The sequence below is a fragment of the Streptomyces sp. NPDC033165 genome, assembly GCF_055577965.1.
In genome coordinates, this window is record NZ_JBVIPK010000012.1 from 99184 (window position 1) to 116048 (window position 16865).

Annotated in this window: 12 protein-coding genes and 1 pseudogene; 9 read left to right on the plus strand and 4 right to left on the minus strand. The window is 71.8% G+C overall.

Features of this window, described 5'->3' with window-relative positions:
• Positions 1 to 50: 50 nt before the first annotated feature.
• A complete protein-coding gene (locus ACZ5WC_RS25385; RefSeq protein WP_468542961.1) occupies positions 51 to 1241 on the minus strand; it encodes a saccharopine dehydrogenase family protein in 1191 nt (396 codons plus the stop codon).
• Positions 1242 to 1452: 211 nt separating this feature from the next.
• Between ACZ5WC_RS25385 and ACZ5WC_RS25390 the strand changes: the two genes are divergently transcribed.
• The 4 genes from ACZ5WC_RS25390 (at position 1453) to ACZ5WC_RS25405 (ending at position 7261) form a co-directional block, all read left to right on the plus strand.
• Positions 1453 to 2580 (plus strand): CaiB/BaiF CoA transferase family protein, encoded by a 1128-nt coding sequence (locus tag ACZ5WC_RS25390; protein WP_468542962.1) that lies wholly within the window; start codon positions 1453 to 1455, stop codon positions 2578 to 2580.
• Positions 2581 to 2606: 26 nt separating this feature from the next.
• A complete protein-coding gene (locus ACZ5WC_RS25395) occupies positions 2607 to 3749 on the plus strand; it encodes an acyl-CoA dehydrogenase family protein (protein ID WP_468542963.1) in 1143 nt (380 codons plus the stop codon).
• Positions 3750 to 3830: 81 nt separating this feature from the next.
• Positions 3831 to 5045 (plus strand): acetyl-CoA C-acetyltransferase, encoded by a 1215-nt coding sequence (locus tag ACZ5WC_RS25400; protein WP_468542964.1) that lies wholly within the window; start codon positions 3831 to 3833, stop codon positions 5043 to 5045.
• 44 nt (positions 5046 to 5089) lie between these two features.
• The gene (locus ACZ5WC_RS25405) at positions 5090 to 7261 is read left to right on the plus strand and encodes a 3-hydroxyacyl-CoA dehydrogenase NAD-binding domain-containing protein (RefSeq protein WP_468542965.1); all 2172 of its coding nucleotides are present in this window, start codon (positions 5090 to 5092) and stop codon (positions 7259 to 7261) included.
• Between the two features lie 36 nt (positions 7262 to 7297).
• On the opposite strand, the gene ACZ5WC_RS25410 is transcribed toward ACZ5WC_RS25405, so the two are convergent.
• Positions 7298 to 8029, minus strand: a complete 732-nt coding sequence (locus tag ACZ5WC_RS25410; RefSeq protein WP_468542966.1) for a MerR family transcriptional regulator — start codon at positions 8027 to 8029, stop codon at positions 7298 to 7300.
• Positions 8030 to 8158: 129 nt separating this feature from the next.
• Between ACZ5WC_RS25410 and ACZ5WC_RS25415 the strand changes: the two genes are divergently transcribed.
• Both ACZ5WC_RS25415 and ACZ5WC_RS25420 read left to right on the plus strand, forming a co-directional pair.
• Positions 8159 to 8635 (plus strand): macro domain-containing protein, encoded by a 477-nt coding sequence (locus ACZ5WC_RS25415; protein ID WP_468542967.1) that lies wholly within the window; start codon positions 8159 to 8161, stop codon positions 8633 to 8635.
• A gap of 114 nt (positions 8636 to 8749) precedes the next feature.
• Positions 8750 to 9625 carry an oxygenase MpaB family protein gene (locus tag ACZ5WC_RS25420; RefSeq protein WP_468542968.1) on the plus strand — a complete coding sequence of 292 codons (876 nt, stop codon included), beginning with the start codon at positions 8750 to 8752 and terminating at the stop codon, positions 9623 to 9625.
• Between the two features lie 92 nt (positions 9626 to 9717).
• Here ACZ5WC_RS25420 and ACZ5WC_RS25425 read toward each other — a convergent pair.
• Positions 9718 to 10395: pseudogene (locus tag ACZ5WC_RS25425) on the minus strand (M1 family aminopeptidase); the annotation flags it as partial.
• 357 nt (positions 10396 to 10752) lie between these two features.
• Between ACZ5WC_RS25425 and ACZ5WC_RS25430 the strand changes: the two are divergent.
• Complete coding sequence (locus ACZ5WC_RS25430; protein WP_468542969.1) at positions 10753 to 12138, plus strand: M14 family metallopeptidase; 1386 nt, start codon at positions 10753 to 10755, stop codon at positions 12136 to 12138.
• Positions 12139 to 12211: 73 nt separating this feature from the next.
• Entirely contained in the window at positions 12212 to 13978 is a 1767-nt protein-coding gene (locus ACZ5WC_RS25435) for a BCCT family transporter (RefSeq protein ID WP_468542970.1), read from the plus strand.
• A 202-nt stretch (positions 13979 to 14180) separates the two neighbouring features.
• Here ACZ5WC_RS25435 and ACZ5WC_RS25440 read toward each other — a convergent pair whose 3' ends face one another.
• On the minus strand, positions 14181 to 15113 hold the full coding sequence (locus ACZ5WC_RS25440) for an FAD-dependent oxidoreductase (protein ID WP_468542971.1): 933 nt from the start codon (positions 15111 to 15113) through the stop codon (positions 14181 to 14183).
• 100 nt (positions 15114 to 15213) lie between these two features.
• On the opposite strand from ACZ5WC_RS25440, the gene ACZ5WC_RS25445 reads away from it, so the two are divergent.
• Positions 15214 to 16851 carry an ABC-F family ATP-binding cassette domain-containing protein gene (locus ACZ5WC_RS25445; protein WP_468542972.1) on the plus strand — a complete coding sequence of 546 codons (1638 nt, stop codon included), beginning with the start codon at positions 15214 to 15216 and terminating at the stop codon, positions 16849 to 16851.
• Positions 16852 to 16865: the final 14 nt, after the last annotated feature.

Sequence of the window (16865 nt, forward strand, 5' to 3'; positions counted from 1 at the left end):
GGCTTTGGGTCTACCGACCACGAGCGTTGTCAGCACCGGCCGGGCAGTGCCTACCGCACCGCCGCCACCCGGAACCGCAGCCCCGCCGCCGTCAGCCGCTCCAGCAGCGCGTCGCCCATCGCCACGGCCGAGGTGACCTGCCCCGAGGTCTCCGGCAGGTCGTCCAGGGCCAGGCACACCGCCGACTCGGCAAGGATCTTCGCCGTCTCGCCGTAGCCCGGGTCGCCGCCGGAGACCTCCGTGAAGACCCGCCGCCCGCCGCCCTCGCCGACGAAGCGGATCGTGAACCAGCTCCGCTCGCGGCGCTCCTCGTCCGGTCCCCGGCCCGGCTCGTAACGGCCCATCAGCCACTCCCGTACGCTCTCGACCTGCGCGGCCGCGACCAGGCCGCCGATGGCCACCGGAGCGCCGAGGGCCATCGGCAGGGTCTTGACGGAGGCGAAGTGGCGGTAGCGGAAGTCGGGGCCGTACCGCTCCAGGGCGCGTGCGGAGCGGTCCACGATCGTCGGGTCCACCGTCGGCAGCGGCAGCGCCCAGGCGCCGGTGGCGGCGCTGAAGTGCGGGGTGCCCAGCGGAGTGCGGACGCGGCGGCCCACCACGCGCGGCTCGTGCAGACGGCGTTCCCGGGCCGCGGCCACCATCTGCGTGCCCCGGCCCATCGCGGTCAGCGCCGAGGCGAACGTGCCGCCGGAGAACACCGCGTTGGTGCGGACGAAGCCGTCGACGGCCAGGGGGACGTCCTCGGGCAGCTGCCGGACGGTGAAGTACACCCCCAGGTCGTGCGGGACGGAGTCGAAGCCGCAGGCGTGCACGATACGCGCCCCGGTCTCCCGGGCCCGCGCGTCCTGGTCGAGGTAGGTGCGGTCGATGAACTCGGCCTCTCCGGTGAGGTCCACGTAGTCCGTCCCGGCCCGGGCGCAGGCGGCCACGAGCTTCTCGCCGTAACGGATGTACGGGCCCACCGTCGTGGCCACCACCCGTGTGGAGGCGGCCAGTTCGGTCAGCGCCTTCTGGTCGTCCGCGTCTGTCTCCAGCAGTGGCAGCCCGGCGCAGTCCGGATCGATCGCGGTGAGCCGTTCCCGCAGCCGCTCCAGCTTGGCCGGGCTGCGGCCCGCCAGCGCCCAGCGGAGGCGGGAGGGGGCGTGGGCCGCCAGATATTCGGCCGTGAGCGTCCCCACGAAGCCGGTGGCACCGAAAAGGACGACGTCCAAGGGGCGTGTCACGTCGTTCTGCCTGTTCACGAGTACCTCCGCAGGGGGACGGGTGCCGATGTGGCAGGCAGAGGCTAGCGGACGGTGCCGTGGTGGCGTGTGCCCGGGAGGTGCGGATGCGAGAGGATCGCGAAGGAGAGGAACTAAGCGCTTGCTCGGGCCAAGGGGTTGTGCGGAGCCGGGCGCATTCTTAGCATCGCAGGTGTTACATCAGTTGTGTCACACCACTGGGGGCTCACGGATGGCAAGCATCGAGCACGGCCCGCTGACCGGTGTCCGTGTCGTCGAGCTGGCGGGCATCGGCCCCGGACCGTTCGCGGCGATGCTGCTCGCGGACCTCGGGGCGGACGTCGTACGCGTCGACCGGCCCGGTGGCGCGGGGCTCGGCATCGACCCCGCCTACGACCTCACCAACCGCAACAAACGCTCCGTCCTCGTCGACCTCAAGAGTGACGGCGGAGCGGCCCGCGTCCTCGACCTCGTCGAGCGCGCCGACATCCTCGTCGAGGGCTACCGCCCCGGCGTCGCCGAACGCCTCGGTGTCGGGCCGGAGGCCTGTCTCGCCCGTAACCCGCGCCTGGTCTACGGCCGGATGACCGGCTGGGGGCAGGACGGGCCGCTCGCCGACCGCGCCGGGCACGACATCTCCTACATCGCGCTCACCGGAACCCTCTCCATGATCGGCAAGCCGGACGAGCCGCCCACCGTCCCCGCCAACCTGGTCGGCGACTACGCGGGCGGCTCCCTCTACCTCGTCGTCGGCGTCCTCGCCGCCCTCCAGCACGCCCGCGCCCACGGCGAGGGCCAGGTCGTCGACGCCGCCATCGTCGACGGCGCCGCCCACCTCGCCACGATGATCCACGGCATGCTGGCCGCGGGCGGCTGGCAGGACCGGCGCGGCGCGAACCTGCTGGACGGCGGCTGCCCGTTCTACGGCTCCTACGAGACCTCCGACGGGCAGTACATGGCCGTCGGCCCCCTGGAACAGCGCTTCTACGCCGAGTTCATCGAACTCCTCGGCCTCGCGGACACCGCCCCCGACCGGGGCGACCTCACCCGCTGGGACGAACTGCGCACCGCCGTCGCCGACCGCTTCCGCACCCGTACGCGGGCCGAGTGGGCCGAGGCGTTCGACGGGAGCGACGCCTGCGTGGCCCCCGTGCTCTCGCTCCGTGAGGCCCCGCACCACCCCCACCTCGCCGCCCGCGCGACCTTCGTCGAGCACGGCGGCCTCACCCAGCCCGCCCCCGCCCCGCGCTTCTCGGCCACCCCCGTCTCGGTACGCAGCGGGCCCGCGCAACCCGGCGCCGACACGGCCGCCGTCGCCGCCGACTGGGACGTACCCGGGCTCCGGCCCGACCCGGCCTGACCGACACGACACCCCTAGGAGACCCCGTGCAACGGCAGATCTTCACCGAGGAGCACGACGCGTTCCGCGAGACCGTCCGGGCCTTCCTGGCCAAGGAGGTCCTCCCGCACTACGAACAGTGGGAGCAGGACGGCATCGTCTCCCGCGACGCCTGGCTCGCCGCCGGACGCGCCGGGCTCCTCGGCCTCGCCGTCCCCGAGGAGTACGGGGGCGGCGGTTCCACCGACTTCCGCTACAGCGCCGTCCTCGCCGAGGAGTTCACCCGCGCCGGGGCCGCAGGCCTCGCGATCGGCCTGCACAACGACATCATCGGCCCCTACCTCACCGGCCTCGCCACCGACGAGCAGAAGCGCCGCTGGCTCCCCGGCTTCTGCAGCGGCGAGACCATCACCGCCATCGCCATGACCGAGCCGGGCGCGGGCTCCGACCTCCAGGGCATCCGCACCACCGCCGAGGACAAGGGCGACCACTGGCTGCTCAACGGCTCCAAGACCTTCATCTCCAACGGCATCCTCGCCGACCTGGTGATCGTCGTCGCGAAGACCACCCCCGAGGGCGGTGCCAAGGGCCTCTCCCTGATCGTCGTCGAGCGCGGCGCGGAGGGCTTCGAGCGGGGCCGCAACCTCGACAAGATCGGCCAGAAGTCCCAGGACACGGCCGAGTTGTTCTTCGACGACGTCCGTGTGCCGAAGGAGAACCTCCTCGGAGAGCGCGACGGCGCGTTCGTCCATCTGATGACCAACCTGGCCCAGGAGCGCATGGGCATAGCCGTCGCCGGGATCGCCGCGGCCGAACACCTGCTGGAGATCACCACCCAGTACGTCAAGGAGCGTGAGGCCTTCGGACGCCCGCTCTCCAAGCTCCAGCACATCCGCTTCGAGATCGCGGAGATGGCGACCGAGTGCGCCGTCACCCGGACCTTTCTCGACCGGTGCATCGTCGACCACTCCGAGGGCGTCCTCGACGCCGTCCACGCCTCCATGGCCAAGTGGTGGGCCACCGAACTCCAGAAGCGCGTCGCCGACCGCTGCCTCCAACTCCACGGAGGCTACGGGTACATGAGCGAGTACAAGGTGGCCAGGGCGTTCACCGACGGCCGTATCCAGACCATCTACGGCGGAACGACCGAGATCATGAAGGAGATCATCGGCCGGTCGCTGCTCGCCTGACGCCCGGACCCTCGTGCGCGCGCCCGAGCCCGAGCCCTCCTGGCTCCCCCCGTTCTTCACCACCCCCGAAAGGCAGCTGTCTTGAGTACCGAAGCATTCGTCTACGACGCGATCCGCACCCCGCGCGGCCGGGGCAAGGCCAACGGCGCCCTCCACGGCACCAAGCCGATCGACCTGGTCGTCGGCCTCATCCACGAGATCCAGGGCCGCTTCCCGGACCTGGACCCGGCTGCCATCGACGACATCGTCCTCGGCGTGGTCAGCCCGCTCGGCGACCAGGGCTCCGACATCGCCCGCATCGCCGCCATCGCGGCCGGGCTGCCCGACTCCGTCGCCGGCGTCCAGGAGAACCGCTTCTGTGCCTCGGGTCTGGAGGCCGTCAACCTCGCCGCCGCCAAGGTCCGTTCGGGCTGGGAGGACCTCGTCCTCGCCGGTGGCGTCGAGTCGATGTCCCGGGTGCCGATGGGCTCCGACGGCGGGGCCTGGGCGATGGACCCGATGACCAGCTTCGAGACCGGCTTCGCCCCGCAGGGCATCGGCGCCGACCTCATCGCCACCATCGAGGGCTTCAGCCGCCGCGATGTCGACGAGTACGCCGCCCTCTCCCAGGAGCGTGCCGCCGCGGCCTGGAAGGACGGCCGGTTCGCCCGCTCCGTCGTCCCGGTCAAGGACCGCAACGGCCTGCTCGTGCTGGACCACGACGAGCACATGCGCCCCGGCACCACCGCCGACTCCCTCGCCGGTCTCAAGCCGTCCTTCGCCGCCATCGGCGACATGGGCGGATTCGACGCGGTGGCGCTCCAGAAATACCACTGGATCGAGAAGATCGACCACGTCCACCACGCCGGCAACTCCTCCGGCATCGTCGACGGCGCCGCCCTCGTCGCCATCGGCTCCCAGGAGGTCGGCGAGCGATACGGCCTCACCCCGCGCGCCCGCATCGTCTCCGCGGCGGTCTCCGGTTCCGAGCCCACCATCATGCTCACCGGTCCCGCCCCCGCCACGCGCAAGGCGCTCGCCAAGGCCGGTCTCACGATCGACGACATCGACCTCGTCGAGATCAACGAGGCCTTCGCCGGAGTCGTCCTGCGCTTCGTCAAGGACATGGGCCTCTCCCTGGACAAGGTCAACGTCAACGGCGGGGCCATCGCGCTCGGCCACCCCCTCGGCGCGACCGGCGCGATGATCCTCGGCACCGTCATCGACGAACTGGAGCGCCGCGACCAGCGGTTCGGCCTCGTCACTCTCTGCGTCGGCGGCGGCATGGGCGTCGCGACCGTCGTCGAACGCATCTGACCGTCCCGCCCCGGCCACCCCTGCTTACGGAGAAGACAACCGACATGACCGAGAGCACCACCATCCGCTGGGAACAGGACGAGACCGGCGTCGTCACGCTCGTCCTCGACGACCCCAACCAGTCCGCCAACACGATGAACCAGGCCTTCAAGGACTCCATCGCCGCCGTCGCGGACCGGGCGGAGGCCGAGCAGGACTCCATCCGCGGCATCATCTACACCTCCGCCAAGAAGACCTTCTTCGCGGGCGGCGACCTCAAGGACATGATCAAGGTCGGGCCGGAGAACGCCCAGGCCGCCTTCGACACCGGAACCGCCATCAAGCGCTCGCTGCGCCGCATCGAGACCCTCGGCAAGCCCGTCGTCGCCGCCATCAACGGGGCTGCCCTCGGAGGGGGTTACGAGATCGCGCTCGCCTCCCACCACCGCGTCGCCCTCGACGCCCCCGGCTCCCGCATCGGCCTGCCCGAGGTCACCCTCGGCCTGCTCCCGGCGGGCGGCGGCGTCACCCGCGCCGTACGCCTCATGGGCATCGCCGACGCGCTGCTCAAGGTGCTGCTCCAGGGCACCCAGTACACCCCGCAGCGCGCTCTGGAGAACGGTCTCGTCCACGAAGTCGCCGCCACCCGCGAGGAGATGCTCGCAAAGGCCCATGCCTTCATCGACGCGAACCCCGAGTCGCAGCAGCCCTGGGACGTCAAGGGCTACAAGATCCCCGGTGGTACCCCCTCCAACCCGCGTTTCGCCGCCAACCTGCCCGCGTTCCCGGCCAACTTGAAGAAGCAGCTGGCGGGCGCGCCCATGCCCGCGCCGCGCAACATCCTGGCGGCGGCCGTCGAGGGCTCCCAGGTCGACTTCGAGACCGCCCTGACCATCGAGGCCCGGTACTTCACCGAGCTGGTCACCGGCCAGGTCTCCAAGAACATGATCCAGGCGTTCTTCTTCGACCTCCAGGCCGTCAACTCCGGTGCCAACCGCCCCAAGGGAATCCCCGAGCGCCCGGTCCGCAAGGTCGCCGTCCTCGGCGCCGGGATGATGGGCGCGGGCATCGCCTACTCCTGCGCCAAGGCCGGGATCGACGTCGTCCTGAAGGACGTCTCCACCGAGGCGGCCGCCAAGGGCAAGGCGTACAGCGAGAAGCTGCTCGCCAAGGCGCTCTCCCGGGGCCGTACGACGGAGGCCAAGCGCGACGAGCTGCTGGCCCGGATCACCCCGACCGGCGACGCGGCCGACCTCGCGGGCTGCGACGCGGTGATCGAGGCCGTCTTCGAGGACACCGCCCTCAAGCACAAGGTGTTCCAGGAGATCCAGGACGTCATCGAACCCGATGCCCTGCTCTGCTCCAACACCTCCACCCTTCCGATCACCGTCCTCGCCGAAGGCGTCGCGAGCCCCGCCGACTTCATCGGGCTGCACTTCTTCTCGCCCGTCGACAAGATGCCGCTGGTCGAGATCATCAAGGGCGAGCGGACCGGCGACGAGGCGCTGGCCCGCGCCTTCGACCTGGTGCGCCGGATCAAGAAGACGCCGATCGTCGTCAACGACTCGCGCGGCTTCTTCACCTCGCGCGTCATCGGCCAGTTCATCAACGAGGGCGTCGCCATGGTCGGCGAGGGCGTCGAGCCCGCATCCGTCGAGCAGGCCGCCGCCCAGTCCGGCTACCCGGCCAAGGTCCTCTCCCTGATGGACGAGTTGACCCTGACCCTGCCCCGTAAGATCCGCAACGAGACCAAGCGCGCGGTGGAGGAGGCGGGCGGTGCCTGGCCCGGACACCCCTCCGACGCGGTCATCGACCGCATGGTCGACGAGTTCGGCCGCCCCGGACGCAGCGGCGGCGCGGGCTTCTACGACTACGACGAGGACGGCAAGCGCGTCGGCCTGTGGCCCGGACTGCGCGAGCACTTCGCCAAGCCGGACACGGATGTGCCGTTCGAGGACATGAAGGAGCGGATGCTCTTCTCCGAGGCGCTGGACAGCGTCCGCTGCCTGGAGGAGAACGTCCTCATCTCCGTCGCGGACGCCAACATCGGCTCCATCATGGGCATCGGCTTCCCGCCGTGGACCGGCGGCGTGCTCCAGTACATCAACGGCTACGAGGGCGGCCTGCCCGGTTTCGTGGCCCGCGCCCGGGAACTCGCCGAGCGTTACGGCGACCGGTTCCTGCCGCCCGCACTGCTCGTGGAGAAGGCGGACAAGGGCGAGACCTTCCACGACTGAGCGCCCGAGTGAGCTGCCCGCGGGCCGCGTTCACCGTCACTCGGCGGTGAACGCGGCCCGCAGCTCCTCCTTCAGTGACCGCTGAAACGCCGTCACCAGCGCCTGCACCACGATCGGTTGCATGTGAGCCGACAGCGACTTCATCGCAGCCACATGCTCGGGGTCGCCCTCGCGCTCCCGGTAGGGATTCCAGACCTCGTCCCGGAACAGCCGGGTCATCTCCTGGGCGGCGGAACGCGTGTGCTCCAGCAGCACGGTCCGGGCCGCGAGGATCGTCTCGTGCGCGATCGGCACGTCCAGCAACTCCACCCCGAGCCGCAGCAGCCCCAGGTCCACCCGGTGGGCCCCGCCCCCATCCGGCGGCCGCACCAGCACCCCCATCGCCGCCAGCCGCTCCACATCGGCCTCCGACAGCGCCCGCCCGGCCCGCCGCTCCAGCTCGGCCCGGGACAGGTCCTCGGTCTTGTCCGGAGCCCAGGACGCCACCAGCGCCCGGTGGATCGCCAGGTCATGGGCGCTCAGGTCGGGCGGCAGCTGCTCCAGATACCGTTCGATGGCCGCCAGGGTCATCCCCTGGTGCTGGAGCTCCTCGATCAGCGCGAGCCGGGAGAGGTGATCGGGACCGTAGTGCCCGACCCGGCGCGGCCCGATGACCGGGGGCGGCAACAGGCCCCGGGTGCTGTAGAACCGCACGGTGCGCACGGTGACACCGGCGCGTGCCGCCAGCTCGTCCACCGTGAGCGTCGGCTCGCCGGTCCCCGTCGCCATCTCTGCTCCCCGCAGTCGAACTCGTATCGGACAGTCCTGCTGTCTCACCAGTACTGTGAAAGTCTCCGGCACCGGGGCGACCGCGTCCACCCCGGCCGCGTTGTCAGTGGCGGGCCGTACGGTGAGGTCATGTCGGAGATCACTTACGTACGGGGGGACGGCACGGCCCCGCAGGGCAAGGGCGTCAAGCTGATCGTCCACGTCTGCAACGACCTCGGAGGCTGGGGCAAGGGCTTCGTCCTCGCCCTCTCCCGCCGCCGGCCCGAGCCGGACGCCGCCTACCGCCGCTGGCACCGGGAGCGCGCGGGCAACGGGTTCGGCCTGGGCGCGGTGCAGTTCGTCCAGGTGGGGGCGTATCTCTGGGTCGCGAACATGATCGGCCAGCGAGGCATGCGCACCGGCAGCGATGGCGTGGCCGTGCGGTACGAGGCCATCGACGCGGCCCTGGGCGCGGTGGCCGTCCGGGCGGGCGAGCTCGGGGCCTCGGTCCATATGCCGCGTACGGGCTGCGGCCTCGCGGGCGGCAAGTGGTCCAGGATCGAGCCGCTGGTCGAGCGACGCCTGATATCCGCCGGCCCGGCGGTGACGGTGTACGACCAGGACTGACCGGCCCGTCGGCGCCCTCGGACCCCACCGCACCCGCTCTCCCGTCCGCGAGGGATCATGGAGGGACGGGGCGGGCAGCACACGGCAGGCCCGCCGGGACCGTGGGAGTACCGGATGAGCAGGGCGAACGACGAGAGGGACCCCGAGCCGCCACCGCCGGGCGGTGTGCTCTGGAGCCTGTCCGGCGACATCCGTGCCCTGCTGATGCTGCCGGCCGCCCTCACGCTCCAGGTCGCCCACCCGGCCGTCGGCGCGGGCGTGGACGAGCACTCCGTCTTCCGTACGGACCCGTGGGGGCGCGGCGAACGCTCGCTGCGCTCGCTCCAGCTCTGGGTGTACGGCGGAGCGGAGGCCGTCGAGGAAGGCCGCAGGCTGCGCCGACTGCACCGCACCATCCAGGGCACCGACACGCGGGGCCGCCGCTACCACGCCCTGACGCCCGCCAACTACGCCTGGGTGCACGCCACCGGGTTTCCCGTCTACCAGCACGCGGCCCGCTATCTGATCCGGCCGATGAGCCCCGCCCAGGAGCGCGCGCTGTACGCGGAGTGGCTCCGGGTCGGCCGGATTCTCGGCATCCACGACCGGGACATGCCCCAGACCATCGAGGAGTTCTGGCCGTACTGGGAGAAGATGCTCGCCGAGGAGATCGAGGCGACGGTCGTGGTGCGGGAGCTGGTCGACGTCGACCAGCCGGTGCCCCCGCCGGACCGTGGCCCGTGGCCGCTGAGGATGATCCTTCGCGCCCTGTGGCCGGTGCTGCTGCCGCCGCTGGCCCGGTTCCGGCGGTTCGTCACCATCGGGCTCATGCCGCCGGACGCCCGCGCGGCGATCGGTCTGCCGTGGACGGCGGCGCAGGAGAAGCGGCTGCGGCGGCTCTGCGCGGTGGTGCGGGCGGTTGTCCCGGCGCTCCCCGAACGGCTGCGGTACCTGCCGATGGCGCGGGCGGGCCGCGCCAGGCACGCCACCAGGGGCCGCCGGAACGGCTGAACTTCGCCGCTCCGACGACCCCCGGCGTACCTCCGTAGGCCCCGACAGCGGGTCAGCGGTGGTCGCGGCCCGGGGGGGGGACCCGGTCCGCGTCAGCGGTGGTGGCCCGCGTGGACCCGGTCCGCGTCAGCGCCGTGGGCGCCACGGCCCCCGTGGTCGTGCACCGTGTTCGTCTGCGCGATCTTCTTCCAGGACGCCGGACGCTCGACCCGCGCCGCCGACCGCGCCGACAGCGCGCTCCTGGCGATGCCCGCGTCGGCCGCCGCCGGGAGTGCGGGGCGTGCCGGCAGGTACAGCCAGGTGTCGAAGAGCGTGGCGAGCGGCTTGCCCGACACCCGCTCCGCGTACCGGACGAAGTCGCCCACGCTCGCGTTGCCGTACGCGTGCTCGGCCGGCCAGCCCTTCAGCAGCTCGAAGAACACGTCGTCGCCGACCTCGTTGCGCAGCGCCTGGAGGGCCAGCGCGCCCCGGTCGTAGACGGCGATGTCGAACTGGTTCTCCGAGCCCGGGTCACCCGGCTTCACCTGCCAGAACGGGTCGTCCGCCGGGTGCTGGGCGTACGTGTGGTCCGCCAGCTCCTGCGCCGTGCCCTCGCCCTCCTTCTCCGACCACAGCCACTGGCTGTAGCGGGCGAACCCCTCGTTGATCCAGATGTCCTTCCAGCCGTCGACCGACACGCTGTTGCCGTACCACTGGTGGGCGATCTCATGGACGACGACCGAGACGTTGGCGCCGTTCGCGAACTGCCTCGGGCTGTAGAAGGGCCGCGCCGATACCCGGGGCGCCCACGGTGCCCGGTGAGGCCGCTGCCGGGATCGCCAGCAGAAGGGTGGCCGCCAGTGCGCTGGGGACGATGAATCTGCGGTGCACGCAAGCTCCAGACGGTCGGGACGCGGTTGGGACCCGGTCGGAATGGATGATCTTCCGACCTGTCATGACGAGGCTATTCAGCCGCGGCGGCAGGGCGGGCCATTTCCGGGCACCCCTGTCACACGATCGCCGTTCCGTCGTCACGGACGGCAGTGATCGCCCCCTGTTGCCCGGGAGTTGACCGGGGTAACGTCCGCACACGCCGACAGGCGGCGGGCGTCCGGTGCCCGCCCTCGTATCCCGGGAGGCAGCCGCTGATGACCCCTCGCGCCGCTCGCGCACTCCGTATGCTCAGCCCGCACCCGTGGCTCGCGCCCGACCCGGGCCCCGCCCGGCACGAGGGCGCTCCGACGCGCCGCGGCGCGAGCGTGACACGCCGGACGGCCGTGGCGGCGGCGCTCGCCGCCCTGGCCCTGCCGTTGGCCATCGCACCCGCGGAGGCCTCGCCCCGCCCGCCGCGCACCGGGTTCGAGACGAGCTACGGGGCTCGCTGGACCGGCGAGGCGGAGGAGCGGGCCTTCCTCGCGGCGGTGGACCGGGGGAGCGACCGGGTCTCCGTCGACCGGATCGGCACGACCGGTGAGGGCCGCCCCCTCCACCTCGTACGCGTCGGTCGGGAGCGTCCCACCGCCACCACGGTGCTGCTGATCTGCAGTCAGCACGGGGACGAGCCCGCCGGGCGCGAGGCGTGCCTGACCACGGTCCGGGACCTGGCCTTCGCCGAGGACCGGGCGACCCGCGCATTGCTGTCCCGTACGCGCGTGCTGGTGCTGCCCACGGCCAACCCCGACGGACGCGCCGCGAACACCCGGGGAAACGCCGACGGCGTCGATGTGAACCGGGACCACATCGGCCTGGAGACCGCGGAGGCGCGGGCGATCGCCACCGTCGTGCGCGACGAACGGCCGGACGTGATCTACGACTTGCACGAGTACGGCGCGACCCCGCCGTACTACGACAAGGACCTGTTCGTCCTCTGGCCGCGGAACCTGAACGTCGACGACCGGGTCCACGGCGCCGCCCGGACCCTCTCCGAGCGCTATGTCCGCACCGCGGCGGCGGCGGACGGCTACAGCAGCGGCCACTACGGGATCTGGACCGATCCGGTCACCGGTGAGCCCATCAAGCAGACCGCGGGGGACGGCCAGGAACGCATCCTGCGCAACGCTTCGGGCCTCAAGCACGCCGTCGGCCTGCTCATCGAGTCCCGGGTCGACGCGCTGAGCGAGGCGGAGAAGGCCGATCCGGCGCTCAACCAGCGCCGCAGGGTCCACTCCCAGCTGACCGCGCTCGGCGGTCTGTTCGGCTTCACCGAGGAGCAGCGCGCGCGGCTCCGGGCGGCCACCGCCCTCTCGCGGCTGACGGGACTCGCCGACCGGGGGCCCGTGTACCTGGGCGGTGCCGACAACGACCCGGCCGAGCCCGCCGAGATCATCGCCGACCCGCCGTGCGGCTACCGGCTCGACGCGGCCCAGTACGCCCGGGTGAAGGACCAGCTGGCTCTGCACGGTGTCAGGGCCCGGCCGGAGGGGGATGGCGTGTTTGTGCCCCTGCGTCAGCCGGCTCGGAACCTGATTCCGCTGCTTCTCGATCAACGGGCGACATATCACCTCGTAAAAGGTCAAGTCGGAACTGCTTGTTGATCCTTCGAGATTCGTGGCAGGTGTGGTACTGCCTACAGAGAGCGTTCTTCAGACTCGGTGAAAGGTGCCTTTTGTGTCCCAGGACGACCAGACAGCGGACGCGCGGGAGGGGCTGTCGGTCACGGCGGACCTTCCCCCCGATCCGGTCAGTACCAGGACTCCCACCACCGACCGCGTGGTGTTCGGCGTCACGGCGGTCCTCACCCTCGCCTTCGTCATCTGGGGTGCCACCGCCACCGACTCCCTGGAGCGAGCGTCCGGCAAGCTGCTCAACGGGCTGATCCACAACGGTGGCTGGGCCTTCATACTGGCCGCGTCGGCCTTCGTCGTCTTCGCCCTGTGGCTGGCCATCAGCCGTTACGGAAAGATCAGCCTGGGCCAGGAGGGCGAGGAGCCGGAGTTCCGGACCATCTCCTGGATCGCGATGATGTTCAGCGCCGGTATGGGCATCGGGCTGATGTTCTGGGGCGTGGCCGAACCCCTCGCCCACTTCCGCAACCCGCCGCCGGGCACCGACCCCGCCGACTCCGCCGAGGCCATGCAGACGGCGATGGCCACCACGCTCTTCCACTGGACGCTGCACCCCTGGGCCATCTACGCGGTGGTCGGGCTGGCCATCGCCTACAGCGCCTACCGGATGCGCAGGCGGCAGACGATCAGCGCGGTATTCGAGCCGCTCATCGGCAAGCGCCGCGCGCGCGGCGGCTTCGGCCGCGTCATCGACATCCTGGCCATCTTCGCCACCCTGTTCGGCTCGGCGGCCTCCCTGGGGCTCGGCGCGCTCCAGATCGGCAGCGGCATCCAGGAGCTGGACTGGCTGGAGAAGGCCGGCACCGGCCTTCTCGTCGCGATCATCGCCGTCCTGACCGTCGGCTTCGTCGCCTCCGCGATCTCCGGCGTCGAGAAGGGCATCCAGTGGCTGTCCAACATCAACATGGTGCTGGCCCTGCTCCTCGTCCTGTTCGTCTTCGTCGCCGGTCCCACGATCTTCGTGCTCGACCTGCTGCCCACCTCCCTCGGCGCGTACCTGAGCGACCTGGGCCAGCTCGCCGGACGCACCGAGGCGACCGGCGGCGGTGACGTGGCCGACTGGCTCGGCAGCTGGACGGTCTTCTACTGGGCCTGGTGGATCTCCTGGACACCCTTCGTGGGCATGTTCATCGCCAGGATCAGCCGCGGCCGGACGATCCGTCAGTTCGTCGGCGGTGTCATCCTGGTGCCCAGCACGGTCAGCCTGATCTGGTTCGCCGTCTTCGGCGGCTCGGCGATGAAGCTGGACGAGGCCGGAAAGCTCACCGGTGCCGACACCCCGGAGGCGCAGCTGTTCGGCGTCCTCAACGAATACCCGATCGCCACCCTGACGAGCCTCCTGGTGATGATCCTCGTCGGCATCTTCTTCGTCTCCGGCGCGGACGCCGCCTCGATCGTCATGGGCACGCTCTCGCAGAAGGGCGTCCTGGAACCGAGCAAGTGGGTGGTCATCTTCTGGGGTGTCGTGACCGGGGCGGTGGCCGCGATCATGCTGCTCATCGGGGACGGCAAGGAGAACGCGCTGGAGGGGCTCCAGAACCTCACCATCCTGGTCGCCGCGCCCTTCACCGTCGTGATGGCCGGCATGTGCGTGGCCCTGATGCGGGACCTGCGCAAGGACCCGCAGATCGTCCGCCAGGAGTTCGGTGTGGAGGCGGTCGAGTCCGCGGTGATCGAGGGGCACGCCAGGTACGACGGCGACTTCGAGATCCGCATCGGGCCCGGGACCGCGACGGTCACCGACGAGCGCCACAAGCACGAGTCGGGCGGTTCGGGCACCACGGTCGCGGAGCAGCGCCCCACCGACTGACCACAGCACCGGCATCCACCCCCGGAGCCCGCGACCGCCCACCGGCCGCGGGCTCCGGGGGCTCAGGAGGTTCGGGGGCTCAGGGGCACGGGCGTTCGGGGTTCGGGGGGTTCAGGGGTGGTCAAGGCTTGGGGTTCAAAGGCTCCGGGCAGGGTGCCGGCCCCTGTTGCACCACCCGGGGCCGGCCCGTCCCCGCCCGCGCTCAGCCCACCAGGTCCGCCGCCGCCCGCGCGCACCCCCAGGCCACGGTCACGCCCGCGCCTCCGTGCCCGTAGTTGTGGACCAGCAGGCCGCCACCTGGCAGCGCCTCCGTCTCGATCCGGACCCCCGCCTCCCGCACCGGGCGCAGGCCCACCCGGTGGCCGAGCACCCGGGCCCCGGCGATCTCCGGGCGGACCCGGGCACACCGCGCCACGATCTCCCGGGCGGTCTCCGGGTCGGGCTCCGTGCGCGGATCGTCCGCCTGGGCCGTGCCGCCCAGCACCAGCCGCCCCGGCTGCGGGAAGAAGTACGTCGTCGCGGCGGACGCCGGATCCGCCCGGGTGAACCACTCCTCGACGCCCGGGTTCTCCACGAGTACCAGCTGCCCCCGCACCGGTGACACCCCGGCGTCCGGCACCAGCTCGCGCGCCCCCAGCCCCGTGCAGTTCACGACCACCGCGCCCAGCGCCGCCGCCTCCTCGAACCCCGACACCGCCCGCCGCTCCACCGCACCGCCCGCCGCCACCAGCCGCCGTTCCAGCCACGCCAGGTGCACCGGCATGTCCAGCAGCGGCAGCGTCACCCGCAACCCCTCGGGCACCTCCACCGCGTCCTTCAGCTCCGCCGCCCAGGTCCCCAGGGCCGCGAACCGCTCACCGCTGTGCAGCCCCCGCATCCGCCGTACGCCGGTCTCCTCCGGTACGGCGGCCAGCTCCTCGTACACCGCCAGCGTTTCCAGCGACCAGCCGCCGACCCGCTCCGCAGGCTCGATCCGGTACGGCCACCACAGCGCCCCCGCCACCGCCGAGGTCGTCGCCCCGGCCGGATCACGCGACCAGAGGCGCACCCGCAGGCCGCGCTCCGCCAGCGTCACAGCGGTGGTGAGCCCGACGACTCCGCCGCCCACCACGATCACATCCGTCACTGTGGTCACTCCTGTCCCTCAGTACGCGCCTGTCGCTGCCCGGACGCTAACCGAACCGGAAACCCGGGGCCAGAGGCACGGACCGGCGGCGATTAGGATCGGCACCCTGATGACTGCCACCCTCGTCGCCAAGGACCTCGCCGCCGGACACGGTGACCGCACGCTCTTCGCCGGGCTCGACCTCGTCGTCGCCCCCGGTGACGTGATCGGTCTCGTCGGAGTCAACGGCGCCGGTAAATCCTCCCTGCTCCGCCTGCTCGCCGGGCTCGACCGCCCCGAAGAGGGCGAGCTGCGGCTCTCCCCGCCCACCGCCACCGTCGGCCACCTCCCGCAGGAGCCCGAGCGCCGCGAGGGCGAGACGGTGGCCGAGTTCCTGGCCCGCCGTACCGGCGTCGCCGACGCTCAGCGGGCCATGGACGAGGCGACCGAGGCCCTGGTCGCGGGCGCTCCGGGCGCGGACGACGCGTACGCCGACTCCCTGGAGCGCTGGCTCGCCCTCGGCGGCGCCGACCTGGAGGAGCGGGCCGGGCAGGTCGCCGCCGAGCTGGGCCTGAGTATCGGCCTCGACCGGCCTATGACCGCGCTCTCCGGTGGGCAGGCGGCCCGCGCCGGCCTCGCCTCCCTGCTCCTTTCCCGCTACGACGTCTTCCTGCTCGACGAGCCCACCAACGACCTCGACCTCGACGGTCTGGAGCGCCTGGAACGCTTCGTGTCCGGTCTGCGAGCGGGCACCGTCGTCATCAGCCACGACCGCGAGTTCCTGATGCGCACGGTCACCAAGGTGCTGGAGCTGGACCTCGCCCAGCAGCAGATCAACCTCTACGGCGGTGGCTACGCGGCCTACCTGGAGGAGCGGGAGACCGCCCGCCGCCACGCCCGTGAGGGCTACGAGGAGTACGCCGACAAGAAGGCCGCCCTCGAAGCGCGCGGTCACATGCAGCGCTCCTGGATGGACAAGGGCGTCAAGAACGCCCGCCGCAAGGCCACCGACGGCGACAAGCTCGGCCGCAACGCCCGCAGCGAGGCCAGCGAGAAGCAGGCCGCGAAGGCCCGGCAGACCCAGCGCATGATCGAGCGCCTCGACGCCGTCGAGGAGCCGCGCAAGGAGTGGGAGCTGCGGATGGAGATCGCCTCCGCCCCGCGCTCCGGATCGGTCGTCGCGACCCTGCGCGAGGCACGCGTGGTGCGCGGCGACTTCGCCTTCGGCCCCGCATCGCTCCAGATCGACTGGGCGGACCGGGTCGCCATCACCGGCGCGAACGGCGCGGGCAAGTCCACCCTGCTCGCCGCCCTGTTGGAGCGGCTGCCCCTGGACTCCGGCCACGCCGCGCTCGGTTCGGGCGTCGTGGTCGGCGAGGTGGACCAGGCCCGCAAGCTGTTCCTCGGGGCGCAGACGCTGCTGGAGGCGTTCTGCGCCGCCGTGCCGGACACCGAACCGGCCGAAGTGCGCACGCTCCTCGCCAAGTTCGGCCTCCGCGCCGACCATGTGATGCGCCCCGCCACCAGCCTCTCCCCGGGCGAACGCACCCGGGCCGCCCTTGCCCTGCTCCAGGGCCGGGGCGTCAATCTGCTGGTGCTCGACGAGCCGACGAACCATCTGGACCTGCCCGCCATCGAGCAGTTGGAGGCGGCCCTGGAGACGTACACGGGCACGCTGCTGCTGGTCACGCACGACCGCCGGATGCTGGAAGCGGTCCGTACGACGCGCCGCATCGAGGTGGCGGAGGGTCAGGTCAAGGAAGTCTGAGCCGAGTTGCAGGG

Bases quoted from the DNA above. Each gene is read 5' to 3' on its own strand.
- ACZ5WC_RS25390 (WP_468542962.1), top strand. From the start codon at position 1,453: ATGGCAAGCATCGAGCACGGCCCGCTGACCGGTGTCCGTGTCGTCGAG.
- ACZ5WC_RS25405 (WP_468542965.1), top strand. From the start codon at position 5,090: ATGACCGAGAGCACCACCATCCGCTGGGAACAGGACGAGACCGGCGTC.
- ACZ5WC_RS25410 (WP_468542966.1), bottom strand. From the start codon at position 8,029: ATGGCGACGGGGACCGGCGAGCCGACGCTCACGGTGGACGAGCTGGCG.
- ACZ5WC_RS25415 (WP_468542967.1), top strand. From the start codon at position 8,159: ATGTCGGAGATCACTTACGTACGGGGGGACGGCACGGCCCCGCAGGGC.
- ACZ5WC_RS25420 (WP_468542968.1), top strand. From the start codon at position 8,750: ATGAGCAGGGCGAACGACGAGAGGGACCCCGAGCCGCCACCGCCGGGC.
- ACZ5WC_RS25430 (WP_468542969.1), top strand. From the start codon at position 10,753: ATGACCCCTCGCGCCGCTCGCGCACTCCGTATGCTCAGCCCGCACCCG.
- ACZ5WC_RS25445 (WP_468542972.1), top strand. From the start codon at position 15,214: ATGACTGCCACCCTCGTCGCCAAGGACCTCGCCGCCGGACACGGTGAC.